Genomic DNA, 24,976 nt, shown 5'->3' with positions numbered 1-24,976 from the left:
GGAGGTAAGAAGAAATGGCTCAGTTAGACCTTTATTCAGTTAAAGGTGAAAAGATAGGTACAATTGATGTAAAAGATTCAATATTTGCAATTGAACCAAACACAGACTTGTTATACAGATATGTAGATATGCAGTTAGCAAATAGAAGAAGAGGAACCGCTTCAACAAAAACAAGAGCAGAAGTTAGAGGTGGCGGAAGAAAACCTTGGTCACAGAAACATACAGGAAGAGCAAGGGCAGGATCAATAAGGTCACCATTATGGAGACACGGTGGAGTTACATTTGGACCAAAACCAAGAGATTGGTCAAAAAAATTAACAAAGAAAATGAAAAGATTAGCATTAAAATCAGCATTAAGTGTAAGGGTAAAAGAAAATAATCTTATTGTAATAGATGACTTGATATTTGAAAAACCAAGAACAAAATCTATGAAAGAAGTATTAAAGAACTTCGGATTTGAAAACACAAAAACATTAGTAGTATTACCTTGGAAAAAAGATGGATATATTAATGTAAAATTATCAGCAAAAAATATTCCAACAGTAAAGGTTATAATTGCTGATAACCCAAATCAGGGTAAAGATGGTAAAAAAGTGAATGTAGATGGATTAAATGTATTCGACATAATAAACAACGAAAAAGTAATCCTTACAAAAGATACAGTAGCAAAGATCGAGGAGGTGCTCGGCTGATGGTTAAAAAAGAATTTAATTATGACGTTGTTATAAGGCCGGTCCTCACAGAAAAAACATACTTATTAATGGGCGAGGGCAAATATACATTTGAAGTAGCTAAAGATGCAACAAAGCCTGAAATAAAAAAAGCTGTTGAGGAATTATTTAATGTAAAGGTTGAAAAGGTTTATACAATGAATGTAAAACCAAAACCAAAGAGATTGGGAAGATTTGAAGGTAAAACAAGATCATGGAAAAAAGCTATTGTTAAGTTAGCTGAAGGATATGTAATAAAAGAGCTTCAAGGTAATTTATAAGGAGAGGTGAGCTGAAATGGGTCTTAAAAAGTTTAAGCCAATAACTCCTTCCAGGAGATTTATGATAATCACAGATTTCTCAGAAATTACAAAGGATACCCCAGAAAAATCATTGATAAAGCCTCTCAAAAAAACTGGTGGTAGAAACTCTTATGGAAGAGTTACCATGAGACATAGAGGTGGCGGACACAAAAGAAGATACAGGGTTATTGACTTCAAAAGAGATAAATTTGGGGTACCTGCAAAAGTTGTATCTATAGAATACGATCCAAACAGAAGCGCAAGAATTGCATTATTAGTATATGCAGATGGTGAAAAGAGATATATTCTTGCTCCAAAAGGAGTTAAGGTTGGAGAAACATTAGTTTCAGGACCAGATGCAGAAATTAAGCCAGGTAATGCATTGCCATTAGAAAATATTCCTGTGGGTACAATAGTTCATAATATAGAATTTGAACCTGGAAAAGGTGCAAAGATTGCAAGATCAGCAGGAACATATGCACAATTAATGGCAAAAGAAGGAAAATACGCATTATTAAGAATGCCTTCAAGTGAATTAAGAAAAGTTCACATTAAAGGTATGGCAACAATAGGTATGGTTGGAAATGAAGATCATATAAACGAAGTATTCGGTAAAGCAGGTAGAACAAGATGGTTAGGAAGAAGACCACACGTTAGAGGTATGGCTATGAACCCAGTTGATCACCCAATGGGTGGTGGTGAAGGTGCAAGTAAAGGTCATATTCCAAGAAGTCCTTGGGGAACACCTGCAAAAGGATACAAAACAAGACGTGGAAAGAGAAAATCAGATAAATTTATTGTAAGAAGAAGAAAAAAGTAACCTAGGGGGTGCTGTTAGTGAGTAGATCTTTAAAGAAAGGGCCTTATGTACACCCAAGTCTGTTGAAAAAGATAAGAGAAATGAATGAAAAAGGAGAAAAGAAAGTAATAAAGACTTGGAGCAGAGCTTCAATGATATTACCAGAAATGATAGGACATACAATTGCTGTACATAATGGAATGAAACATATACCTGTTTATATAACAGAACACATGATTGGACATAGATTAGGTGAATTTGCACCAACAAGAAGATTTGGTGGTCACGCTGATAAAAAGGCTAAAAAAGGCAAGGTGAAATGAGGAGGGACGTAATCATGGCTGTATCAAGAGTTCAAGATGGTAAAAGGTTAAAAAGGTCAGTTTATCATAGATTAAGAAAAGAAGCTGAAGCAGCACAGCCAAAAATTGAAGCAAAAGCAACAGCAAAATACTTAAGAATATCTCCTAAAAAAGCAAGATCAGTAATAAATGCAATAAGAGGAAAAAATGTTGATGAAGCATTACAGATATTAATGTTCAGCCCTAAAAAAGCTGCAAGATTAACATATAAAGTATTAGTATCTGCTATTGCTAATGCAGAAAACAATTTTGGCTTAAATGCAGACGATTTATATGTTGCAGAAGTATATGTAAATGATGGTCCAAGAATGAAAAGACTTTGGCCAAGAGGAAGAGGAAGAGCTGATATTCTTTTAAAGAGAATGTCACACATTACCGTTGTTGTTAGAGACAGACAAAAAGAAAAAGAGTTAAAATCTCAGAAGTGAGGTGGAATATCCGTGGGTCAAAAAGTACATCCATATGGTTTCAGGTTAGGAATATCAAAACCATGGAAAGCAAACTGGTTTAGTGAAGATAATTATGCAGAATATTTAAAAGAAGATTTAAAAATAAGAGATTACATAAAACAAAAATATTATGAAGCAGGAATTGGAGATATATTAATTGAAAGACCTTCTTCAACACAAATAAACATAACAATAAAAGCAGTAAGAGTTGGAATAATTATTGGAAGAAAAGGTGCAGAAATTCAGGCATTGAAAAAAGAAATTGAAGGCATGGTAAATGATAGAAACGTAAGAATTAACATAGACGAAATTAGAAATCCTCAAACAAACGCTGTATTAATTGCAGAAAACATTGCTGGCCAGATTGTTAAAAGGGCATCATATAAGAGAGCAATGAAAAGAGCAATTTCAGCAGCATTAAAAAGAGGAGCAAAAGGAATTAAAATAATGGTTTCAGGAAGATTAAACGGTGCTGAAATCGCAAGAACTGAATGGTATATGGAAGGAAGATTACCTTTACAAACATTGAGATCAGACATTGATTACGGAACTGCTGAAGCACAAACATTATCTGGAACTATCGGAATAAAAGTTTGGGTTTATAAAGGCGACACTCAGTTATGAACTAAAGGAGGGCGTGATGTAAATGTTAATGCCAAAAAGATATAAATATAGAAAAATACAAAGAGGTACAATGAAAGGTAAAGCCAAAGGCGGAACATTAGTTGACTTTGGCGAATGGGGTTTAAAAGCATTAGAACCAGCAATGATTACTTCACAACAAATAGAAGCATGTAGGTTAGCAATGGTTAGAACATTAAAAAGAAACGGTAAAATATGGATTAAAATATTCCCTGATAAACCAATTACATCAAAAGGAATTGGAACAAGAATGGGAAAAGGTAAAGGTGACGTAGAAGGATGGGTAGCAGTAGTAAAACCAGGAAAGGTTTTATTTGAAATTGCTGGAACATCTGAAGAATTAGCAAAAGAAGCATTAGAATACGCAGCAACAAAATTACCAATCAAGACAAAAATAGTACCCAGGTACCATATAAGGGGGGAAGCAAAATGAAGAAACAAGTAGCTGAATTAATCAACTTAACAGATGAAGAATTAAAAACAAAATTAGAAGAAGCAAAGAAAAAATTATTTGAAATGAGATTCCAACACGAATTAGGTCAGATAAAAAATACTGCTTCCATAAAAATGGTAAGAAGAGACATAGCAAGAATAAAAACAATTCTCAGACAAAGGGAATTGGGTATAAGGAGGTAATGAGTAATGCCTAAAAAAACATTAATAGGCGAAGTTGTTAGCGACAAAATGGATAAAACAGTTGTTGTTAAAGTTGAAAGAAGAATAAAACATCCTATATATAAAAAGTTCGTTAAGAAATCAAAGAAATTCCATGCTCATGATGAAAACAATGAATGTGGTATTGGAGATATAGTAGAAATAGAAGAATCAAGACCATATTCAAAAACAAAAACATGGAAAGTTGTAAGAATTGTTGAAAAGAACATTTTTGCGGAAAAAAATAATGAAACACCCGAAACAGTGGAAGAAGTTGGGGGTGACGCATAATGATACAGACTGAGTCATATTTAAGAGCTGCAGATAATTCTGGAGCAAAAGTATTAAGAGTAATAAGAGTATTAGGTGGATTTCATAAATCAGTAGGAACAGTAGGCGACGTTGTAGTATGTTCAGTAAGAGAAGCTATTCCTCACACAGACATAAAAAAAGGTCAGGTTGTAAAAGCTGTAATAGTTAGAACAAAAAAAGAAATCAGAAGAAAAGATGGTTCACATATTAGATTCGATGAAAATGCAGCTGTTTTAATAGATAAAAACAATATGCCTGTTGGAACACGTGTGTTTGGACCAATTGCTAGAGAAGTAAGAGAAGCAGGTTACACAAAAATAGCATCTCTTGCACAAGAAGTATGGTGAGGTGAGAGCATGAAAGTAAAAAAAGGCGATTTAGTAAGAGTAATATCTGGTAAAGATAAAGGTAAAGAAGGTAAAGTTTTAAGAGTAATGCCTAAATTAAATAAAATTATTGTAGAAAATGTAAATATTGTAAAGAAACATCAGAGACCAACACAGCAGTTAAGAGAAGGTGGAATTATCGAACAACCAGCACCAATATATGCAAATAAAGTAATGGTTGTTTGTCCAAACTGCGGAAAACCAACAAGAGTTGGTTACAGGGTTCTCGAAGAAGGCAAAAAGGTTAGAGTTTGCAGAAAATGTAACGAAATCATAGATAAGGTTTAATGAGGGAGGAATAGATAATGAGATACGAATTTATACCTTTAAAAGATAAATATGAAAAAGAAGTAGTTCCAGCCCTCATGAAAGAATTTGGATACAAAAACATTCATGAAGTACCAAAAATCGTAAAAATTGTTGTGAATATGGGTATTGGTGAGGGCTCAAGAAACGCTGATGTAGTTGAAAAACACGCTCAGGAATTATCAATAATTACAGGCCAAAAAGCTGTAGTTACAAGAGCAAAAAAGAGTGTTGCTAACTTCAAATTAAGAGAAGGAATGCCTATTGGTGCAAAAGTAACATTAAGAAGCATGAAAATGTACAACTTCCTCTACAAATTAATTAATATAATTTTCCCAAAATTAAGGGACTTCAGAGGTATGAATCCAAATAGCTTTGATGGAAGAGGAAATTACACATTTGGGTTAACAGAACAATTAGTTTTCCCAGAATTAAAACCAGACCAGGTAAAAAGAGTACAGGGTATGGATATTACTATTGTTACAACTGCAAAGACAGATGAGGAAGCAAGAAAACTCCTTCAATTAATGGGCTTCCCTTTCAAGAGAGATTAAGGAGGAGGTAAATAATGGCAAAAAAATCAATGGTTGCAAGATGGAAAAAACCAAAAAAATATAAGACAAGAGAATATTCAAGATGTATAGTTTGTGGAAGACCAAGAGCTGTATATAGAGAATTCGGTTTATGTAGAGTATGTTTCAGAAAATTAGCCTTGGAAGGAAAATTACCAGGCGTTAAAAAGGCAAGTTGGTAAGGAGGGAATCTTAATGTGGAGTGATCCCGTAGCAGATATGCTTACAAGAATAAGAAATGCAAACCTTGTTATGAAAGAAAGTGTAGAAGTTCCAGCATCAAACTTAAAGAGAAATATAGCTGAAATATTAAAAAGAGAAGGTTATATTGCAGATTATAAATTTATCGAAGATGGAAAACAGGGTATATTAAAAATACAGTTAAAATACAAAGGTGACAGAAAGAACAGACAAAGAGTAATTCAGAGCATAATAAGAGTATCAAAACCAGGTAGAAGAGTATATGTATCAAAAGATAAAATTCCAGTTGTAAAAGGTGGAATGGGAATATCAATAATCTCAACTTCAAAAGGTGTTCTTACCGACAAAGAAGCAAGAGAACTCGGAGTCGGTGGAGAATTAATTTGTTACGTTTGGTAGGAGGTGCTGAATAAATGTCACGTATATCAAAAAATCCAATAGATATACCAAATGGGGTAGAAGTGACAGTAAACGAAAAAGAAATTAAAGTAAAAGGCCCTAAAGGTGAATTAACACAGGAATATTTACCATATGTAAAATTCGTAATTGAAGATAATAAAATAAAAGTAGAAGGTAATGAATCAGCAATGAAAAGAAAAAGTGATGCAAAGAAAATCAATATGTTCCAGGGTACATATGCATCACTTGTTAAAAATATGATTAAAGGTGTAACAGAAGGATTCACAAAAGAATTAGAAATTATTGGTATTGGATACAGAGCAAAATTACAGGGTTCAACATTAGTATTAGAACTTGGTTACTCACATCCAATAGAATATATTCCACCAGAAGGAATAACAATTGAAGTACCAGCACCAAATAAAGTAATTGTAAAAGGAATTGACAAATACTTAGTTGGTGAAGTTGCAGCAAAAATTAAGAGATTTAGAAAACCAAATGTATACTCTGGAAAAGGTATCAAATATGTTGGCGAGGTAATCATTAGAAAACAAGGTAAGAAAGTTTAAGGGAGGCTGACCAGATGATTAAACCCACACCAAGAAAAAAATTAAGAAGAAAAAGACATTTAAGGGTTAGAAGAAAAGTTTTTGGAACTCCTGAAAGACCAAGAATGGTAGTTTTCAAAAGCAATAAACATATTTATGTTCAAATTATAGATGATACAAAAGGACATACATTGGCAGCTGCTTCTACTTTAGATAAAGAATTAAATCTTGAAAAGACATGGAACATTGATGCAGCAAAAGAAGTAGGAAAATTAGTTGCTAAAAGAGCAAAAGAAAAAGGTATTGCTAAAGTAGCATTTGACAGAGGCGGCTTCAAATATCACGGAAAAGTAAAAGCATTAGCAGATGCTGCACGTGAAGCAGGTCTCGAGTTTTAAGGAGGTGTTGACAGATAATGGCCTTAGATAAAAATTTAATGGCTTCAGCAGCTGCTGAAGAATTTGAAGAAAGAATAATAGAAATTAGAAGAGTTACAAAAGTTACAACTGGTGGTAAAAATATATCATTCAGGGTTGTAGCTGTAGTAGGTAACAGAAATGGTAAAGTTGGAGTAGGAAGTGGAAATGCAAGAGAAGTTCCACAAGCAATAAGAAAAGCAATTCAAAATGCAAAGAAAAATATGATAGAAGTTCCTGTAAAAAATGGAACAATCCCACATGAAGTATTTGGAAGACAGGATGCTTCAAAAGTGCTTTTAAAACCAGCTGGACCTGGTACAGGTATTATTGCTTCTGCAGCAGTTCGTGCAGTTGTTGAATTAGCAGGAGTACACAATATCCTTTCAAAAGCATTGGGTTCAACAACATCAATTAATTTAGCAAAAGCTACATTAAACGGATTGAAAGAATTAAAATCACCAAAAGAATATGCAGAACTCAGAGATTTGAGTGTAACAAAGGTATTCCAGGGTGCCCATAAGGAGGGATAATAAATGGCTAAGTTAAAAATAAAATTAGTAAGAGGAAGAGCGGGTAAGAATTACAGACAACTCGCCACCTTAGATGCCTTAGGATTGAGAAAGACAAATCAGGTAGTAGTAAAAGAAGATAGACCAGAAATAAGAGGAATGATAAGAAAAGTTCAACATCTTGTAACAGTTGAAGAAATTGAAGAATGAGGGGGTAGCAAAGATGTCTCTTAAAATATCTGATTTAAGACCCGCCGAAGGATCAAGAAAAGTAGCAAAGAGAACCGGAAGAGGATGGAGCTCTGGGTTAGGAAAAACTGGAGGTAAAGGACACAAAGGTCAAAAATCAAGAGGTAAAGGTAAAGTAAGACCAAGTTTTGAAGGTGGTCAAACACCATTATTCAGAAGAATTCCAAAATACGGATTTACAAATGCACCTTTCAAAAAGGTATATGCAATAGTAAATGTATCAGTTTTAGAAAACAGATTTGAAGCAAATGAAGAAGTTACACCAGAAAAATTACTTGAAAAAGGAATATTAAAGAAGTTAAATGATGGTGTAAAAATTCTCGGAAATGGAGAATTAACAAAACCATTAACAGTAAAAGCACATGCATTTAGTAAAAAAGCACAGGAAAAAATAGTATCAGCCGGCGGTAAGGTCGAGGTGATCGAATAATGAAAGATGCATTTAAAAATATGTGGAAGATCCCGGAACTCCGGGATCGTATTATATTTACATTGTTAGCACTTATTGCATTCAGGGTTGGTATTTATATACCTATTCCTGGAATAGATTTAGCAAGATGGGAAAGCTTTTTAGCTGGACTTGGAACATCATCACAGGGATTAATAAGTTTTTTTGATATATTTGCTGGTGGTGCTTTAAAACAATTTTCTATATTTGTTTTAAGTGTTACACCATATATTAATGCATCGATTATATTACAGTTATTGTCATCTGTAATACCAAGTTTGAAAGAAATGTTGAAAGAAGGGGAAGAGGGAAGGAAAAAGTTTGGAAAGTTAACAAGACAGGTAACATTAGGTCTTGCTATCCTTCAAGGTTTATTCCTCTCTATGGGTGTTTCTGCTTATAGAGCAGCAAATTTAAATTATTTTGTATTCTTAATTGTTTCAACAATTTCTATTGTTGCAGGTACAATGTTCTTATTATGGTTAGGTGAAATGATAACAGAAAAAGGTATAGGTAATGGTATTTCTGTATTGATCTTTGCAGGTATTGTTGCAAGATATCCACAGTACATAGCAAGTGGTTTTGTTGGAAGATTAAGCGTATTTGAATGGATAGTACTTATAATTATTGCAATTGCAGTTGTAATTGGTACAATTTACTTACAGACATCAGAAAGAAGAATAAACGTTCAATATGCAAAAAGAGTTGTAGGAAACAAGATTTATGGTGGAGCATCAACATACATACCAATAAAGGTTAATGGTGGAGGAGTTTTACCAATTATCTTTGCTTCAGCAATTATGACATTACCATCAATGCTTGCAACAGCAACAGGTGCAGGTTGGGTAAGCAAATGGTTTGGTTATGGAACACCATTATATCTTGTATTATATGCAATTTTAATATTCTTCTTTGCATATTTCTATAATTCAGTTGTTATTGATCCAAACGACATTTCAGAAAACATCAAAAAATATGGTGGATTTATACCAGGAATTAGACCTGGAAAACCAACATCAGATTACATAACAAAAACAATGATGAGAGTTACATTTATTGGTGCAGTATTCCTTGTAATTATCTCATTATTACCATACTTAATCAGAAGTGCAGCAGGTGTAAATATCTGGATTGGTGGAACTTCAGCACTTATTTCAGTTGGGGTTGCCCTTGATATAATGCAGCAGATTGAAGCGCACATGATCACAAGACAGTATGAAGGATTTATGAAGAAGGGGAAACTCCGCGGGAGGAGATAATAATGTCTAAATTAAACCTTTTATTCTTTGGACCTCCGGGAGCTGGAAAAGGAACCATAGCTAAAGAGGTTTCAAAAAAATATGGAATTCCCCACATATCCACTGGAGATATGTTAAGAGCAGAAGTTGCTTCTGGTAGCGAGCTTGGTAATAAAGTAAAAGAAATTCTTGAAAAAGGCCAGCTTGTATCAGATGAAATAATGCTCGAAGTAATTAAAAACAGATTACAGCAAAAAGATGTAGAAAAGGGATTTATTCTTGATGGATTTCCGCGAACATTACCGCAGGCAGAAGGATTGGAAAAATTACTTGAAGAAATAAAAAATCCAATTACTGCATCATTATATTTCGAAGTAGATGTAGAAACAGTTGTAAAAAGGATTACAAACAGAAGAATCTGTCCAAAATGCGGTAAAATCTACAATCTTATCACATTAAAACCTAAAGTTGATAATATCTGTGATGAATGTGGAACGCAGTTAATCCAGAGAGATGATGATAAAGAAGATGTAGTAAGAGATAGATACAAAGTTTATATGGAAAAAACATATCCTGTAATACAATTTTATATGAAAAATAACAATTTCTTTACGATTGACGGCAGTGGTACGGTAGAAATAGTTACAAAAAAAGTGTTTAATATATTGGAAGGGATAGTATGATATTAATAAAAACTAATTCAGAAGTAGATAAAATGAGGCGAGCTGGAAGGCAGCTCGCTATCCTCTTTGAGAAAATAAAGGATTTAGTTGTTGAGGGATCCAGCGCATATGAGGTAGAAAAATTTGTAAATAGCTATATGAAAGAAAAAGGATTTATTCCTACATTTAAAGGTTATGCAGGTTTTCCATATGCAACATGTATTTCTGTAAATGAAGAAATCGTTCACGGATTCCCTACAAAAGAAAAAGTATTTAAAAATGGAGATATAGTTTCAATTGATATGGGACTTACATTAGACGGATACATAGCAGATGCCGCAAGAACGTTTATAATCGGAGAAGTTCCAGAAGAAGTGAGAAAGCTCGTTGAAGTTACAGAAAAATCATTCTGGCTTGGAATTGAGCAGGCAAGACCTGGAAACAGGATAGGCGATATAGGTAACGCGATACAAACATATGTAGAGTCTCAGGGATTTTCAATAATAAAAGAGTATGTAGGACATGGTGTAGGTCGAAAATTACATGAAGATCCACAAATTCCTAATTATGGTGTAAAAGGAAAAGGACCATTAATTAGAAAAAACATGACATTTGCTATTGAACCTATGGTTTCTATGGGAGATTGGCGAGTAAAAGTGCTTGATGATGGTTGGACAGCAGTAACAGCAGATGGCTCATTATCTGCACATTATGAAAACAGTCTTGTAGTAACAGAAAATGGTCCTGAAGTATTAACAAAATTAGATTAAGGCCCGAGAGGTGATTATCGTGGCAAAAAAAGATGATGTTATTGTAATGGAAGGTCATATTGTTGAGTCATTACCAAATGCTACTTTTAGAGTGGAATTGGATAATGGTCATAAAATATTGGCACATATTTCTGGAAAAATGAGAAAAAACTTTATAAGATTAGTTCCAGGAGATAGAGTGATAGTTGAAGTATCAATATATGATTTAAACAGAGGAAGAATAATAAGAAGAGAAAGAATAAAGAAAAATCCAAGCAGCGAGGAGGAATGAGCAAATGAAGGTAAGAGCCTCAGTTAAAAAAAGATGTGAACACTGTAGAGTTATCAGAAGAAAAGGAAGAGTTTGGGTAATTTGTTCAAAGAATCCTAAACACAACCAAAGACAGGGATAATTTTTAAAGGAGGGAAAGTTGAATGCCACGTATTTTGGGTGTTGAAGTACCAAACAACAAGAAGTTATTCATTGCTCTTACATATATTTATGGTATAGGAAGACACAGAGCAATGGAAATATTAGAATCAACAGGAATTGATCCTGACAAAAGAGCAAAAGAATTAACAGATGATGAAATCAGTAAAATTACACATTTCATCAACGAACATTACCTTGTTGAAGGTGAATTAAGACAGGAAATTCAGAAAAATATTTCAAGATTAATTGAAATCGGATCATACAGAGGTTACAGACATAAGAATGGATTACCAGTAAGAGGACAAAAAACACATTCAAATGCAAGAACCAGAAAAGGTCCAAGACCTTCAAAAATCGGTAAGAAAAAGTAATAAGGAGGTTTAGCAATGGCTAGAAGATCAGCACAAAAGAAAAAGAAGATATCTCTTGAAAAAGCAGTTGTGCATATTCAATCAACATTCAATAACACAATTATCACTTTAACAGATCCAGCAGGAAATACATTATTCTGGGCAAGTGGAGGAACAGCTGGTTTTTCAGGAACAAAGAAAGGAACACCATATGCATCACAGTTAGCAGCAGATAAAGTTGCAAAAGAAGCTTTAAAATATGGTGTAAAAAGACTTGATGTATATGTAAAAGGACCAGGAGCTGGAAGAGAATCAGCAATAAGAACCTTACAAGCAGCAGGATTGGCAATTGAAAATATAAAAGATAAAACTCCAATACCTCATAACGGTTGTAGACCAAAGAAAAGAAAAAGAATGTAAGGCCAAAGAGGAGGGAATGTAATGGCAAGATATATAGGATCTCTTTGTAAACTTTGTAGAAGAGAAGGATTTAAATTATACTTAAAAGGCGAAAGATGTTATACAGATAAATGTGCAATTGCAAAAAGACCATACGCACCAGGTCAGCACGGAAAACAGGCTAAAAAACCAACACAATATGGAATGCAATTAAGATCAAAGCAGGCTTTAAAAAGAATTTATGGTGTATTAGAAAGACAATTCAGAAGATACTTTGAAGAAGCATCAAGAAAAGAAGGTAACACAGGAGAAAACTTAATGAGAGTTTTAGAAACAAGACTTGACAATGTTGTATATCAAATGGGTTTTGCAGTAAACAGAAGAACAGCAAGACAATTAGTAAGACATGGTCACTTCCTTGTAAATGGTAAAAAAGTTGATATACCATCATACAGAGTTAGACCAGGAGATGTAATTGAAGTAAAAGAAAAGAGCAGATCAGCATTACCAATTAAACAGGGAATCGAATTAGCTCAAAAGGCAAACAGAAAGTTAGACTGGATAGAAGTAGATTACAATGCATTTAAAGGAACATTCTTAAGATTACCAACATTAGACGAAATGGATGTACCAGTAGACTTACAGGCTATTATCGAGCTTTACTCAAAATAATAGTTGTTTGTATGATGATCGCAACAACGCGCCTAACAAAAAGAAAGGGGGTGCACTCCAATTTAGGAAAGCTAAATTGGGGGTAATGAATGGAATTTGTAAAACCGGAAAAGATGATATTAGAAACATTAGAAGAATCAGAAGAATTAGAATACAAATATGGAAGATTTGTCCTGTCGCCTCTTGAAAGAGGATATGCGGTTACCATAGGTAACGCATTAAGAAGAGTATTATTATCCTCAATACCAGGGCTTGCAATAACAAGCATAAGAATTCCTGGTAAATTACACGAATTTGATGTAATTGAAGGCGTACAGGAAGATATACTTGAAATAACAGTTAACCTTAAAAAAGTTGAATTAAAAGTTGTAGATTTTGATAACATTGGAAATTTAAAAGAACCAATAGTTTTAAGAATAGAAAAAATGGGACCAGCAGAAATTAAAGCAGGAGACATAATTACACCACCAGGTATTGAAATTGCAAATCCTGATTTTAAAATTGCAACAATGAATGCAAACAAAAAATTTGAAATGGAATTATATGCAACAGTAGGAAAAGGATTTGTATCAACATCAGAAATGGATCTTTCAAAGGACATTGAAATGATTTATATAGATGGTGTATATAGTCCTGTAATTAGAGTTAATTATCTCACAGAAAAAGTTCGTGTTGGAAAAAGAACAGACTATGATAAATTAATACTTGAAGTATGGACAAAAAAATCTATAGATCCGAAAGAAGCATTGGTAAAAGCCACAAAAATATTAATTGAACACTTTAATATAATCTACTCATCATGGAGAGAAGAGATAGATTTAACAGAAGCTGAAGCTATTCCAGAATCAATGGAAACAAATGTTTCAGAAGAAATTGCTGGTCAGGAAGTAGAAGAAGAATTTAAAAATGTAAGTCTTGAAGTTCTTGAAACAAGAATAGACGAGCTCGATTTAAGCAAAAGAGCAAAAAATTGTTTAAAGAGAGAAAAAATCAATACAGTAAGAGACATATTAAAGAAGGATCCAGATGAATTAATGAAAATCAAAAACTTCGGTAAAAAATCTTTAGATGAAATTAGAAAGGAATTAAAAGAGAAATTCCAGTTGGATTATGACGAGATCCAGAAGGGAGGAGCCTAATAACCATGAGACATAGAGTAAAGGTAAATAAATTAAGCAGATACGCTTCACATAGGAAAGCATTATTAAAAAACTTAGCAAGAGAAGTATTTGAACACGGTAGCATCATTACTACAACAGCAAAAGCAAAGGCAGTAAGACCATTAGTAGAAAAAATCTTAACAAAAGCAAAAGAAGCAAAAACAACAGATAACAAAGATAGAAGTGTTGCATTAAGAAGACAGATTAACAGATACTTCAACGACAGAAGATTCACAAACAAAGTTGTTGATGAAATCGCTCCAAAATTCGAAAATAGAAATGGCGGATACACAAGAATCTTAAAGATTGGATACAGAAGAGGAGATGCAGCAGAATTATCATTATTACAATTAGTAGAAAGCATTGAAAATAAAGAAGAAGAAAAAGCAGAATAATATAAAAAATACCGGGCAGTTACTGCCCGGTATTTTTTATTAAATTATAGTTTTCTTACCATTATTGAAAAGATAAAAACTATTAGAAGACCGGTAATAGGAATTAAGTAACTATATAAAATAGAAAAATCTCCAACGAAACCCATAAGAGTTGTAATAATAGACGCACCAATTCCTATACTTAAAGAAACAATTCCGGAAACAAGGCCGACTTCCCTATGAGATAAGTGAGAATTCAAAAATTTTTGTGTAACAGGAAAAATTGGTCCAAGCATAATTCCTAATATTGAAAAAGCATATGGAGAAAAAGACTTTATTGAAATCATAATAATTAAAGTAATTGCTGAAAACAATGAAAAAATAGTTGTAAGAGTAAAATTAAATTTCTTATACAATGTATCAGTTAGTAATCTTCCAATTGTAAAAAATACCCAGAATAAGCTAATAAAAATCGAAGCTGAATCCTTTGGGATATTAAATTGATCAGTAAAAAGATTACCAGCCCATGTGACAGCTCCAATTTCCACACCGGAATACATAATAAAAATTACCAGGATATATATGATAAATTTATTTTTTAAGACTGAAAGAGCTTCAGTAAATTTAAAAGCTTTATATTTTACGTTTTCTGGAACCTTTTTCAAAATAATAAAAAAGAAAATAAATAGAAATACAAATTCATAAATATAAAAAGGAAATTTATAATTAATATTATTTCTTAAAATAAAAGATATAATCAAAGGACCTGTTATTCCGCCGAAACCAAAAAAAGCATGTAACAATCCATATTTTTGAAATTCTTCAGGCAAATGATCAAACATAGAAATTAAAGATAAAATAGTTTGTCCCATAGAAGCACCTATAAAAAACATAGAAAAAATCAATGTATAAATATCTTTTGAAATAATAAATAAAAAAACACCGAGAATTTCAAAAATAATGCCTAAAAGGAGACTATTTCTTAAACCTAATATTGCTATTATAAAAGCTCCTATAATAGAAACACTCATATTTCCTATAGTTCTCGCCAGAGGTAAAAAAGAAGAAAACCCTATTGTTAAAGAATAATTATCCTGCAAAGTAGTCATCAATGGGGGTATGGAATTTACAATAATAGCAAGAAAAAATATATTAAAAAAAATAAAAAATTGTAGTTTTTTATCTGACATAAAATCCTCCTTTGAAATTGTTGATATTTTAAGGTATAATTAAACAGGATAAGGTTTTATAATAGAAACCAATATTAATTATATCAAAAAATGGAGGAAAAGTATGAAAAAAACATATAGTATATTAATTATGATAATACTTGTGATGTTATCAGGTTGTTCTCTTTTTGATTTTAATAAAGAAAAAGCGCAACAAGATAAAATTGCAAAAATAATAGAAAAAGAACAAAAACTCAATATAATTATAGAAAAGAATAAATATATAGCTTTTAAAGAAAAACAAATTCCGATAAATCTAGAAATAAAGGATTTAAAGAATTTAAATCCTGAAAATTACGTTGATAAAATTGAAATAAATTCTGATTCTACTAATGCAACAGCAACATTGGAAGGTAGCTTATTGCATCTAAAAAATTTTACAAAGGCTGGAACATATACATTAACCTTTTATCATAGTGATATATCAACAGATTTAAATATAGAAATACTTCCAGCAACACCCATAAATTTAAAAGTAGAATTGGATAAAAAAATATTTATTGCCAATAAAAAAGTTGAAATACCATTAAAAATTTATTTTATAGATAAATATGGAAATAGCATAGTAAAAAAAATAAAGGAAATAAAATTATATCCAGTAGTAAAATACGATATTGAACATATCTCTGAGGGATCTTATATGTTAAATTTGTATAATTTAACCAGACCAGGAAAATATATATTTTCCATGTTCATTAATGGGAATAAAAAGGACATAGAATTTTCCGTAATTCCAGATATAATAAAACAAATTAGCTTTGACAATAGCATCGTTAAAGTTGCCACATATTCAGAAAATAAAAAAGATTTTATAATACAAAAAATAAAATATAAGTTATACGACAGATACGGAAATTTAATACCTGGAATAAAAAATTTAGGATATAAAATAATTTCTGACAATATATATACTCCAAAAATAAAAATAAATTACGATGAAAATTATATAGAAGTAATAGGTGGTGTATATCCTGGAATATATAAAGTAGAATTTTACAATGGTAATTACAAATTAAACGGTGAATTAAAAATAGAAGTAAAACCATTTCCGAGAAAAATTATAATATTAAATAAAAAAATAGGAAAAAATTTCTCGGTGGAATTTTCTGTATACGATGGAAATTCAAATTTTGCACAAAATATAAAAATTGAAAAAATAAAAGTATTTTATTCAAATACTATAAAAGAAAAAGAATTTTCCAGTAGTGAACTAAAAAAACACCTGCGGTTAAAAGGGAATATATATACTTTTAATACTATACTTGATGATTATCCAACAAAAATTGAATTATACATAAAATCCAAAGATTTTAATACTATAAATATATTCACAATTTCTTTAAAATAAGGAGGGATTCTTTTATGAAAAAAGGTTTAATAACGGGAATGATTTTATTATTGATGATTTCAGTTTTCTCAGCAACGTTTTATAACCCATTGGGGCCAACATTATTACCAGCAGCAGGATTGTATATAGATGGAGTACCGGGTTTAAAAACAGATTATTGGAGAACAATAGATCAAGCTCAAACATTAATGTTAAAGCAACAGGCAGATTTCATCATATTACCTGTTGCACTTGGAATTGAGATGGTGAATAAAGGCGCAAAATATAAACTTGCAGGAGTATCGTTATGGAAAACATTTTATCTAATTTCCTCAGAAAAGATTACAAATGTTGATGAATTAAAAGGAAAAAGAATAGTTACATTGCATGGCCCAGGCCAAACAGCAGATGTGATATTGAAAATATTAAAAAAAAGCAAAAACATGGACTTTGAAATTGTATATGTTACAAGTGGTCCGGAAATAATACAAATGCTTGCAGCTGGAAAAGAAAAGATAGCTGTTCTTCCAGAACCATTTGTATCACTTGCAGAAATAAAAACAAAAGGCAAGGTTAAGGCGCAGCTTGACTTTCAAAAAGTATATGCTGACATATTCAATTTAAAAGAAGAAAAATTACCAATAGCGGGAATATTTGTATCCGAAAAAATAATAAATAACGATATGAAGATGGTAAAAAAAGTATTAAATGAATACGAATGTTCAGCAAATGTATTCTATAAAAACAGCTTTGATGAAGCAATAAAATTTGTTTTTGATACAATGAAAACAATGCCGGAACCAGTATTAAGAAAAGCAGCAACAAGATCAGAAATATATTACTCAAAAAATATAAAAGAAATAACAGACTTATACATGAAAAATCTCTTTGAATATGGGGCAATATCAAAAATACCAGAAGACTTATATTTAATATATTAGGTGAAATATATGGATAAAAAATTTCTGGAAGAATTTAAAAAATTATATGACATTGTTCAAAGAAATATAGAAAAATGTCCATGGATAAGTTCTATAAATACAGAATATATGCTTAACGAAACGGAATCTGAAATTAATGAAATAAGAGAAGCCATAAAAAATGAAGATATTGAAAATCTTGAAGAAGAAATTGGAGATCTCATATATGATGCATTTCTCGTTTTAAAAATTGCAGAACGTGATTATAATGTTTCATCTGAAAAAATCATAAATGGAGTAGTAAATAAAATATCCAATAGAAAACCCTGGTTATTCTGGGATAAACCAATAACAAAAGAAGAAGCGTCAAAAATCTGGAAAGAACGAAAAGAAGCAGAAAAAAGAGAAAAAAATAAAAAACTTTAACACCAGATTGTTACAAAAGTTATGATATAATATTTATTGAAAACGTTATATAAACGGAGGAAAAGAATGAAAATAGGAATAATTGGTTCAGGAAGTTGGGGAACAGCTATTTCTAAAGTATTATTAAACAATGGACATGAAGTTTTAATATGGACAAGAGAAGAAAACGTCTTTAATGCTTTAAAAAACGGAGAAAATCCTTATTATCTTCCAGGAATTTCAATACCAAAAAACATAAAGCCTTCTATGGATTTAAAAGAAGTTATAGAAAATTCGGAAATTATTGTAATGGCAGTGCCAACGCAGGCAGTAAGAGAAGTAGCAAATAACTTCAAAAGTTATTATAACGGACAAATCATAGTAAATCTTGCAAAGGGATTAGAAATAAAAACACAGGAAAGAATAAGCGAAATTTTAAAGGATATACTTACAGATTTAAAATACGTAGTTTTAAGTGGCCCAAGTCATGCTGAAGAAGTAGCAAGAGATGTTCCAACAAGCGTTGTAGCTGCTTCTGAAAATCTGGAATATGCTGAAAAGGTTCAAGAAATATTTAGCAATGCATCATTCAGAGTATATTCTCAAACAGATGTAATAGGTGTTGAACTTGGTGGTTCTATAAAAAACGTAATAGCAATAGCAGCAGGGGTTATTGATGGCATAGGTGGTTGGGATAATGCAAAAGCTGCATTAATAACAAGAGGGCTTACAGAAATAATCCGTTATGGTGAAAAAAAAGGTGCTAAAAAAGAAACCTTTATGGGACTTGCTGGCCTTGGAGATTTGATAGTTACATGTAATAGTCAGCATAGTAGAAATAGATATGTCGGCGAAATGATAGGAAGAGGCAAAAAATTAAATGAAATCATTGAAAACATGAATATGGTTGCTGAAGGTGTATATACCTGTAAAGCGTTATATGAAGAAATAAAAGAATTACAAATAGAAATGCCAATAGTGGAAAAAACATATGAAGTATTATATCTAAACAAAAATCCACAAAAGGCAATACATGAATTAATGAGAAGGGAATTAAAAAGAGAAGAATTCTGATTTTGAATTTTTCGTAAATTTTCTTTCGATAAGGAGGGAGAAACACATGGAAAAGATGGTATATTTTTACGGTGGAGGAATTGCAGAAGGTAGCGCAAAAATGAAAAACTTACTTGGAGGTAAAGGTGCTAACCTTGCTGAAATGGCAAGATTAGGATTACCAGTACCTGCAGGTTTTACAATTACAACAGAAGTTTGTGACTATTACTGGAAACACGATAGAAAATTCCCTGAAACACTTGAAGCAGAAGTAGATAAAGCAATGAAAAAATTAGAAGAAGTTTCAGGAAAGAAATTTGGTGACAAAGATAATCCATTATTAGTATCTGTTAGATCAGGTGCTGCAGTTTCAATGCCAGGTATGATGGATACAATCTTAAATTTAGGTTTAAACGATGAAACAGTAGAAGCATTAGCAAAAAATACAGGTAACCCAAGATTTGCATATGATGCATACAGAAGATTCATGCAAATGTTTGGTGATGTTGCTTTAGGAATTCCACATCACGATTTTGAAGAAGCATTAAACAAAGTAAAAGAAGAAAAAGGTGTAAAATTAGACATCGAATTAGAAGCAGAAGACTTCAAAAAAGTTGTAGAATTATACAAAGAAATCTATAGAAAAGCAGGAAAAGAATTCCCACAAGATCCTAAAAAACAATTATGGATTGCTATAGAAGCTGTATTTGGTAGCTGGATGAATGAAAGGGCAATAAAATATAGAGCTATCAATGGAATTAAAGAAGGAGAATTATTAGGAACAGCTGTTAACGTTGTTATGATGGTATTTGGTAACATGGGTGAAGATAGTGGAACAGGAGTATGTTTCACAAGAGATCCTAACACAGGTGAAAAAGTAAAATACGGTGAATACTTGCCAAATGCACAGGGTGAAGACGTTGTTGCTGGTATCAGAACACCATACCCACTTGAAAAATTAAACGAAATGATGCCTGATGTATATAAACAATTAACAGAAATAATGGACAAATTAGAACTTCACTATAAAGACATGCAGGATATCGAATTTACAGTAGAAAAAGGAAAATTATACTTCTTACAGACAAGAACTGGTAAAAGAACAGCTAAAGCAGCAGTAAAAATCGCTGTTGACTTAGTAAAAGAAGGATTAATTGATAAAGCTACAGCAGTTATGAGAGTAGCTCCTGATCAAATCGACAAATTATTACATCCTGCATTTGATGAAGAAGAAATCAAAAAAGCACAGGAAATTGGAGAAGGATTACCAGCATCACCAGGAGCAGCAACAGGTAAAGTTGTATTCAGCGCTGATGATGCAGAAAAATTAGCAAAAGAAGGAACACCAGTTATCCTTGTAAGACCTGAAACAAGTCCAGAAGATGTTGGAGGTATGAACGCAGCTGAAGGTATCTTAACAGCAACAGGTGGTATGACATCACACGCAGCAGTTGTTGCAAGAGGTATGGGTAAACCAGCTATCGTTGGTGCTGGAGAAATTGTAATCGATGAAGAAGCAAAAGAATTTGAAGCAAGAGGAGTTAAAGTAAAAGAAGGAGACTGGATCTCAATTGATGGTACAACAGGTAAAGTTTACCTCGGTAAAGTAAAAACAATAAAACCAAAAGGATTAGAAGGAGAAGTTGCTGAATTATTAGAATTCGCAGATGAAATAAGAGTATTAGGAGTAAGAGCTAATGCTGATATTCCAAGAGATGCAACAGTTGCAAGAAACTTCGGAGCGGAAGGTATTGGATTATGTAGAACAGAACACATGTTCTTTGAAGGCGACAGAATCCAGAAAATGAGAAGAATGATCGTATCAAAAACAGTAGAACAAAGAGAAGCAGCATTAGAAGAATTATTACCATTACAGAAAGAAGACTTCAAGGGATTATTTGAAGCTATGGAAGGATTCCCTGTTACAATCAGATTATTGGATCCACCACTTCACGAATTCCTTCCAAACGACGAAGAACAGATGAAAGAATTAGCTCCACAATTAGGAGTAAGTGTAGAAGAATTAAAAGAAATCGTAGAAAACTTACACGAATTCAACCCAATGATGGGACACAGAGGTGTAAGATTAGCTATAACATATCCTGAAATTGCAGTAATGCAAACAAAAGCTATAATCCTTGCTGCAATTGAAATGGTAAAAGAAGGTAAAAAAGTTAAACCAGAAATCATGATTCCATTAGTAGGAACAGTAAAAGAATTAGAATACCTTGACAAAATCGTAAGAGAAACAGCAGACAAATTAATCGAAGAAGCAGGAGTAGATCTTGAATACAAAGTTGGTACAATGATCGAAGTTCCAAGAGGAGCTGTAACAGCAGACGAAATTGCTAAAGTTGCTGAATTCTTCAGCTTTGGTACAAACGACTTAACACAGATGACATTAGGTTTCTCAAGAGACGATTACGGAAAATACATCAACGATTACATCGAAAAAGGAATCTACGAAAAAGATCCATTCAAACACGTTGATCAAACAGGTGTAGGTAGAATGGTTAAAATTGCAAAAGATTACGGTAGATCAGTAAATCCAGAATTAAAATTAGGTGTTTGTGGTGAACACGGAGGAGATCCAGAATCAATCGAATTCTTCCACAAAACACAGCTTGACTATGTAAGTTGTTCACCATACAGAGTTCCAATTGCAAGATTAGCAGCAGCACAGGCAGCTGTTAAATTCAAGAGAGGAAAATTCGTAAACTACGCTGACTAATAAAAAATCAACACCGGGAGAGATTAAATTCTCCCGGTGTTTTTTAATTTTTATCCAACAAATTCTTCCAATTGTTTTGCAGCTATCATACCCTCTCTTATAGCATGCCAGGCCCCCATTGCATTATAAAGTTGCATTCTTATCATAATAAATATAGTTGTCATAGAATACAATTTTCCTACATCATTTAATTTAATTCCTCTATAAACAATATAAAAATAAAACAATGTTGAAATAAAACGTCTTGAAGTATTTGAATATAATAAATCGATTATATATAGCTTTCTTAATCTCTTCCAGTAATCTTTTACATAATTATTATAAGAAACCATTTCATGATCTATAGCATTAAAAAGAGCACTTTCAAATTTTCCTGCAAACATATCTGAAACATATTCCTTTACTTCCAATTCCAGATCATTTAATTTTTTGCTTCTTGGATAATAATAGGCATTTGAACCCAATAATAATAAAATTAATATTATAGAAAATAAAATGGAAGCCAGACCCGAATAATAATCAAGAACAAAAATAGTGCTCATATAAATAAACAACTTGAAAAAATAAACAAGGCCACCCATAGTTGCATAATTAGAAAGTGTATTTGCAACCTTTTCTACTGTTCTTAACGAAAGTTCTGCATATTGTGCAGGCGTTTTTTTAATAAAATCCTGAAAATTCTTATTAATAATAGTTTTATACGTATATATTCCTGCATCGTGCATATATCCTCCCTTAAAATACGAAACATATGCTTTGCTTATACCAAATGTAATATGTCCTATAATAACCAGAAAGAAAAATATAATTGAATAAAAATAAAATTTATCATTCTTTTCAATGGCAAAATTTATAATATCCTTACTGATTACAGCAGAATAAGAAATTGCAATTGAAGATAAAATACCGCAAATATTAAGTATAGTTATTTCCACATAACGTTTTTTATTGGACTTCATAATCCATTTTATCAGCGTTCCCATTCTCCTTCCCCCTTCTGAATTTTTCAGTAAGCTCATTTTCCGCCTTGAAAAATTTCTTTAAAAGACTATTTTCAGAAAAATTATGGAATTTATCCTTTTCCACAATCTTACCATCCTGTAAAACAGCAAATTCTTCAGTTAAGGATAAAATGCTGAATCTATGAGAAATTAAAAGCAAAGTCTTATCTTTTATAAAATTCCTGATATTTTCTATAACCTCTTTTTCCACTAATTTATCAACACCTTCAAGCGGTTCATCGAGAATAAGAAATTCTGGATCTTTTAATAACAATCGTGTAAGCGCTATTCTTGTTCTTTCTCCTCCTGAAATGGCAACACCTTTACTGCCAAGTTGCGTTTCAAGACCATTTCTTTTTTCAAGAAACTTCTTTAAGCCTGATCTTTCAAGTGCTTCTAATAATTCTTTATCAGTTGCTGATGGTTTTGCTATTAAAAGATTTTCCCTTAATGTTCTGTTGAAAATATGCGCATTCTGACTCAATACACCAATTCTTCTATACCATTCCTCATCTGGAATATCTTTTAAATCATTATTCTCTATTAATATTCTCCCTTTTTGTGGTGTTAAAAATTTCAACAACAATCGTATAATAGTAGTTTTTCCTTCACCACTTGAACCTACAAGAGCAATTTTTTCCCCTTTATTTATTTGAAGATTAAAATTATCAAGAATCACTGTCTCATTATATTTATATTCAACATTTTCAAAAGATATAAACATATTATGCAACCTCCTTTAAATATTTATTATAAGCAGTTTTTGCCTTTTCAACCATCCAGGATATATAATCCATATCATCTAAATAAAGAGAAAAATAATCATTAAAATAGTCGATATACATCATTATAGCTAAAGCATTTCCTGCCTGCATATTTCCTGAAAAAATCATAAAACCTAAATATAATAACGAAATGGGTTTTAATAAAACACTTATTATTTCATAGGTAACAGCGTATTTTAATTCCACATTTCCATATGCAATATAAGAACGTTTTAAATTTTTATAAGCATCAATTACCCATTTTAAAGGTATTTCAAAACTTCTAAAACTCTTTATCTCCTGATATCCATTTAAAACATCTTCCACAACAGCGGCAACATTATATTCACTATCATTCATAAATTTAGAAGCCTTTGACGCTTCTTTCATCTTCTTATTTGCACTGAAAGTTAAAAAAATTGCGCCTATAATCGTTAAAACTCCTATAACTATATTTTGAACGAAAATAATAACAGTAAATGCTACAAGCAACAAAGGCAATAATGCAAATAAAAGAGTAAATGAATCATAAAAAAACCTATATGCATATCTAAAATCAAAAATCTTATCCATCTCTTTTGCAGGAGAAATATTATCTTTTTTCTTAAGAACATTTCTAATAGAAACCTGATAAAAATAAGCAGGTATAGAAACATCATTTAAAGATGTTCGGAACAATCCTTCTCCTTCACCTATTAAATCCCTTAGTATATAAACAATTATAAACAATTTCAGGTTAATCCATACTGTTTCACTTCCAAGAGAATTTACCAATTTACCAAAAATCATCGGTATAAAAAGATTTATAATTTCTCTTGAAACATATAAAAGATCAAGAAATACTTTTTGATAAAAAAGCTTTTTTGGTAATAATCTGTGAAAATCAAAAAAATACTTATAAAATTCTTTCATAAACTTATCACCCCCGAAAGTTAAATTGGCAACAAAAAAAACCCCGACAACGCGGGGTTAAAAATTGACAAAAAAATCACATACCTTTTTTCAAAAACAAAGGCAAAGTTCTCCCGTTGTCGTATTTATTTTTATTAACTTTTAAATTGATAATATCTCTCTTCTTCTCATCTGTGGATACCTCCTGTAAAAAAGTTTTCTAAAATATTCACATAAATGAATTAACCTGAAATTAACAAATAGAATATACCAGAAAAAAATGAAGATTTTTTTTCTGGATTGTAAAAAATCATCTCAAGCGCTGTCTTAAAATCAATAAATCAATTCTTC

38 protein-coding genes are annotated in these 24,976 nt (G+C 31.7%); 34 read left to right on the top strand and 4 right to left on the bottom strand.

Annotated features, from left to right (window positions below; all coding sequences use genetic code 11):
• Window positions 1-14: 14 nt before the first annotated feature.
• From rplD to rplQ, 29 genes are all read left to right on the top strand, one after another.
• Entirely contained in the window at window positions 15-692 is a 678-nt protein-coding gene (gene rplD / locus XO10_RS04395) for a 50S ribosomal protein L4 (RefSeq protein ID WP_175421170.1), read from the top strand.
• Window positions 692-991 carry a 50S ribosomal protein L23 gene (gene rplW / locus XO10_RS04390; RefSeq protein ID WP_014296366.1) on the top strand — a complete coding sequence of 100 codons (300 nt, stop codon included), beginning with the start codon at window positions 692-694 and terminating at the stop codon, window positions 989-991. The genes rplD and rplW overlap by 1 nt, the downstream gene beginning before the upstream one ends.
• 16 nt (window positions 992-1,007) lie before the next feature.
• Entirely contained in the window at window positions 1,008-1,832 is an 825-nt protein-coding gene (gene rplB / locus XO10_RS04385; protein WP_014296365.1) for a 50S ribosomal protein L2, read from the top strand.
• 17 nt (window positions 1,833-1,849) lie between these two features.
• Window positions 1,850-2,134, top strand: a complete 285-nt coding sequence (gene rpsS, locus XO10_RS04380; protein ID WP_014296364.1) for a 30S ribosomal protein S19 — start codon at window positions 1,850-1,852, stop codon at window positions 2,132-2,134.
• A 14-nt stretch (window positions 2,135-2,148) separates the two neighbouring features.
• Window positions 2,149-2,601: a 50S ribosomal protein L22 gene (gene rplV, locus XO10_RS04375; RefSeq protein WP_014296363.1), complete on the top strand. Its 453-nt coding sequence runs from the start codon at window positions 2,149-2,151 to the stop codon at window positions 2,599-2,601.
• Window positions 2,602-2,613: 12 nt separating this feature from the next.
• Window positions 2,614-3,246 carry a 30S ribosomal protein S3 gene (rpsC, locus tag XO10_RS04370; protein WP_014296362.1) on the top strand — a complete coding sequence of 211 codons (633 nt, stop codon included), beginning with the start codon at window positions 2,614-2,616 and terminating at the stop codon, window positions 3,244-3,246.
• A gap of 22 nt (window positions 3,247-3,268) precedes the next feature.
• Window positions 3,269-3,697 carry a 50S ribosomal protein L16 gene (rplP, locus tag XO10_RS04365; RefSeq protein WP_014296361.1) on the top strand — a complete coding sequence of 143 codons (429 nt, stop codon included), beginning with the start codon at window positions 3,269-3,271 and terminating at the stop codon, window positions 3,695-3,697.
• The gene (gene rpmC, locus XO10_RS04360) at window positions 3,694-3,900 is read left to right on the top strand and encodes a 50S ribosomal protein L29 (protein WP_014296360.1); all 207 of its coding nucleotides are present in this window, start codon (window positions 3,694-3,696) and stop codon (window positions 3,898-3,900) included. Before rplP ends, rpmC begins: the two co-directional genes overlap by 4 nt.
• A 6-nt stretch (window positions 3,901-3,906) precedes the next feature.
• A complete protein-coding gene (rpsQ, locus tag XO10_RS04355) occupies window positions 3,907-4,209 on the top strand; it encodes a 30S ribosomal protein S17 (protein WP_014296359.1) in 303 nt (100 codons plus the stop codon).
• The gene (gene rplN / locus XO10_RS04350) at window positions 4,209-4,577 is read left to right on the top strand and encodes a 50S ribosomal protein L14 (RefSeq protein WP_014296358.1); all 369 of its coding nucleotides are present in this window, start codon (window positions 4,209-4,211) and stop codon (window positions 4,575-4,577) included. The genes rpsQ and rplN overlap by 1 nt, the downstream gene beginning before the upstream one ends.
• 9 nt (window positions 4,578-4,586) lie before the next feature.
• Entirely contained in the window at window positions 4,587-4,904 is a 318-nt protein-coding gene (gene rplX, locus XO10_RS04345) for a 50S ribosomal protein L24 (RefSeq protein ID WP_014296357.1), read from the top strand.
• A 17-nt stretch (window positions 4,905-4,921) separates the two neighbouring features.
• Entirely contained in the window at window positions 4,922-5,476 is a 555-nt protein-coding gene (rplE, locus tag XO10_RS04340; protein WP_014296356.1) for a 50S ribosomal protein L5, read from the top strand.
• Between the two features lie 14 nt (window positions 5,477-5,490).
• Window positions 5,491-5,676, top strand: a complete 186-nt coding sequence (locus XO10_RS04335; protein ID WP_014296355.1) for a type Z 30S ribosomal protein S14 — start codon at window positions 5,491-5,493, stop codon at window positions 5,674-5,676.
• A 13-nt stretch (window positions 5,677-5,689) separates the two neighbouring features.
• Complete coding sequence (gene rpsH, locus XO10_RS04330) at window positions 5,690-6,094, top strand: 30S ribosomal protein S8 (protein ID WP_014296354.1); 405 nt, start codon at window positions 5,690-5,692, stop codon at window positions 6,092-6,094.
• 14 nt (window positions 6,095-6,108) lie between these two features.
• Complete coding sequence (gene rplF, locus XO10_RS04325) at window positions 6,109-6,663, top strand: 50S ribosomal protein L6 (protein ID WP_014296353.1); 555 nt, start codon at window positions 6,109-6,111, stop codon at window positions 6,661-6,663.
• 14 nt (window positions 6,664-6,677) lie between these two features.
• A complete protein-coding gene (gene rplR, locus XO10_RS04320; RefSeq protein WP_014296352.1) occupies window positions 6,678-7,040 on the top strand; it encodes a 50S ribosomal protein L18 in 363 nt (120 codons plus the stop codon).
• A gap of 38 nt (window positions 7,041-7,078) precedes the next feature.
• A complete protein-coding gene (gene rpsE / locus XO10_RS04315) occupies window positions 7,079-7,591 on the top strand; it encodes a 30S ribosomal protein S5 (RefSeq protein WP_041638849.1) in 513 nt (170 codons plus the stop codon).
• A gap of 3 nt (window positions 7,592-7,594) precedes the next feature.
• The gene (gene rpmD, locus XO10_RS04310; RefSeq protein ID WP_014296350.1) at window positions 7,595-7,780 is read left to right on the top strand and encodes a 50S ribosomal protein L30; all 186 of its coding nucleotides are present in this window, start codon (window positions 7,595-7,597) and stop codon (window positions 7,778-7,780) included.
• Window positions 7,781-7,793: 13 nt separating this feature from the next.
• The gene (rplO, locus tag XO10_RS04305) at window positions 7,794-8,249 is read left to right on the top strand and encodes a 50S ribosomal protein L15 (RefSeq protein ID WP_014296349.1); all 456 of its coding nucleotides are present in this window, start codon (window positions 7,794-7,796) and stop codon (window positions 8,247-8,249) included.
• Window positions 8,249-9,526, top strand: coding sequence for a preprotein translocase subunit SecY (secY, locus tag XO10_RS04300; RefSeq protein ID WP_014296348.1), 1,278 nt, complete (start codon window positions 8,249-8,251; stop codon window positions 9,524-9,526). Before rplO ends, secY begins: the two co-directional genes overlap by 1 nt.
• Before the next feature lie 2 nt (window positions 9,527-9,528).
• Window positions 9,529-10,188, top strand: a complete 660-nt coding sequence (locus XO10_RS04295; protein WP_014296347.1) for an adenylate kinase — start codon at window positions 9,529-9,531, stop codon at window positions 10,186-10,188.
• Window positions 10,185-10,937: a type I methionyl aminopeptidase gene (gene map / locus XO10_RS04290; protein ID WP_014296346.1), complete on the top strand. Its 753-nt coding sequence runs from the start codon at window positions 10,185-10,187 to the stop codon at window positions 10,935-10,937. Before XO10_RS04295 ends, map begins: the two co-directional genes overlap by 4 nt.
• A gap of 19 nt (window positions 10,938-10,956) precedes the next feature.
• A complete protein-coding gene (gene infA / locus XO10_RS04285) occupies window positions 10,957-11,208 on the top strand; it encodes a translation initiation factor IF-1 (RefSeq protein WP_014296345.1) in 252 nt (83 codons plus the stop codon).
• 4 nt (window positions 11,209-11,212) lie between these two features.
• A complete protein-coding gene (gene rpmJ, locus XO10_RS04280) occupies window positions 11,213-11,329 on the top strand; it encodes a 50S ribosomal protein L36 (RefSeq protein ID WP_014296344.1) in 117 nt (38 codons plus the stop codon).
• A 22-nt stretch (window positions 11,330-11,351) separates the two neighbouring features.
• Window positions 11,352-11,720, top strand: coding sequence for a 30S ribosomal protein S13 (gene rpsM, locus XO10_RS04275; RefSeq protein WP_014296343.1), 369 nt, complete (start codon window positions 11,352-11,354; stop codon window positions 11,718-11,720).
• A 15-nt stretch (window positions 11,721-11,735) separates the two neighbouring features.
• Window positions 11,736-12,119, top strand: coding sequence for a 30S ribosomal protein S11 (gene rpsK, locus XO10_RS04270; protein ID WP_014296342.1), 384 nt, complete (start codon window positions 11,736-11,738; stop codon window positions 12,117-12,119).
• Window positions 12,120-12,140: 21 nt separating this feature from the next.
• Window positions 12,141-12,770 (top strand): 30S ribosomal protein S4, encoded by a 630-nt coding sequence (gene rpsD / locus XO10_RS04265; protein WP_014296341.1) that lies wholly within the window; start codon window positions 12,141-12,143, stop codon window positions 12,768-12,770.
• An 89-nt stretch (window positions 12,771-12,859) separates the two neighbouring features.
• Window positions 12,860-13,909, top strand: coding sequence for a DNA-directed RNA polymerase subunit alpha (locus XO10_RS04260; protein WP_014296340.1), 1,050 nt, complete (start codon window positions 12,860-12,862; stop codon window positions 13,907-13,909).
• A gap of 5 nt (window positions 13,910-13,914) precedes the next feature.
• Window positions 13,915-14,325 (top strand): 50S ribosomal protein L17, encoded by a 411-nt coding sequence (rplQ, locus tag XO10_RS04255; RefSeq protein ID WP_014296339.1) that lies wholly within the window; start codon window positions 13,915-13,917, stop codon window positions 14,323-14,325.
• A gap of 44 nt (window positions 14,326-14,369) precedes the next feature.
• On the opposite strand, the gene XO10_RS04250 is transcribed toward rplQ, so the two are convergent.
• Window positions 14,370-15,494 carry a sugar MFS transporter gene (locus XO10_RS04250; protein ID WP_014296338.1) on the bottom strand — a complete coding sequence of 375 codons (1,125 nt, stop codon included), beginning with the start codon at window positions 15,492-15,494 and terminating at the stop codon, window positions 14,370-14,372.
• Window positions 15,495-15,597: 103 nt separating this feature from the next.
• Between XO10_RS04250 and XO10_RS04245 the strand changes: the two genes are divergently transcribed.
• The 5 genes from XO10_RS04245 to ppdK are packed head-to-tail and all read left to right on the top strand — an operon-like array spanning window position 15,598 to window position 21,969.
• Window positions 15,598-16,881, top strand: a complete 1,284-nt coding sequence (locus XO10_RS04245) for a hypothetical protein (protein WP_175418213.1) — start codon at window positions 15,598-15,600, stop codon at window positions 16,879-16,881.
• A gap of 14 nt (window positions 16,882-16,895) precedes the next feature.
• A complete protein-coding gene (locus XO10_RS04240) occupies window positions 16,896-17,801 on the top strand; it encodes an ABC transporter substrate-binding protein (RefSeq protein ID WP_075780429.1) in 906 nt (301 codons plus the stop codon).
• A gap of 9 nt (window positions 17,802-17,810) precedes the next feature.
• Window positions 17,811-18,206, top strand: a complete 396-nt coding sequence (locus XO10_RS04235; protein ID WP_014296335.1) for a MazG nucleotide pyrophosphohydrolase domain-containing protein — start codon at window positions 17,811-17,813, stop codon at window positions 18,204-18,206.
• 36 nt (window positions 18,207-18,242) lie between these two features.
• Entirely contained in the window at window positions 18,243-19,259 is a 1,017-nt protein-coding gene (locus XO10_RS04230) for an NAD(P)H-dependent glycerol-3-phosphate dehydrogenase (protein WP_255370590.1), read from the top strand.
• Between the two features lie 46 nt (window positions 19,260-19,305).
• A complete protein-coding gene (ppdK, locus tag XO10_RS04225) occupies window positions 19,306-21,969 on the top strand; it encodes a pyruvate, phosphate dikinase (protein WP_014296333.1) in 2,664 nt (887 codons plus the stop codon).
• 50 nt (window positions 21,970-22,019) lie between these two features.
• Here ppdK and XO10_RS04220 read toward each other — a convergent pair whose 3' ends face one another.
• From XO10_RS04220 to XO10_RS04210, 3 genes are read right to left on the bottom strand one after another with little or no spacing between them, the layout of a single operon-like run.
• Window positions 22,020-22,952, bottom strand: a complete 933-nt coding sequence (locus XO10_RS04220) for a hypothetical protein (RefSeq protein WP_014296332.1) — start codon at window positions 22,950-22,952, stop codon at window positions 22,020-22,022.
• Entirely contained in the window at window positions 22,915-23,694 is a 780-nt protein-coding gene (locus tag XO10_RS04215) for an ATP-binding cassette domain-containing protein (protein ID WP_175421169.1), read from the bottom strand. The genes XO10_RS04220 and XO10_RS04215 overlap by 38 nt, the downstream gene beginning before the upstream one ends.
• A 1-nt stretch (window position 23,695) precedes the next feature.
• On the bottom strand, window positions 23,696-24,646 hold the full coding sequence (locus XO10_RS04210) for an ABC transporter ATP-binding protein (RefSeq protein WP_175421168.1): 951 nt from the start codon (window positions 24,644-24,646) through the stop codon (window positions 23,696-23,698).
• Window positions 24,647-24,976: the final 330 nt, after the last annotated feature.

This window comes from Marinitoga sp. 1135, assembly GCF_013363245.1.
GTDB lineage: Bacteria > Thermotogota > Thermotogae > Petrotogales > Petrotogaceae > Marinitoga > Marinitoga piezophila.
This window is presented reverse-complemented; position numbering and strand designations above follow the sequence as displayed.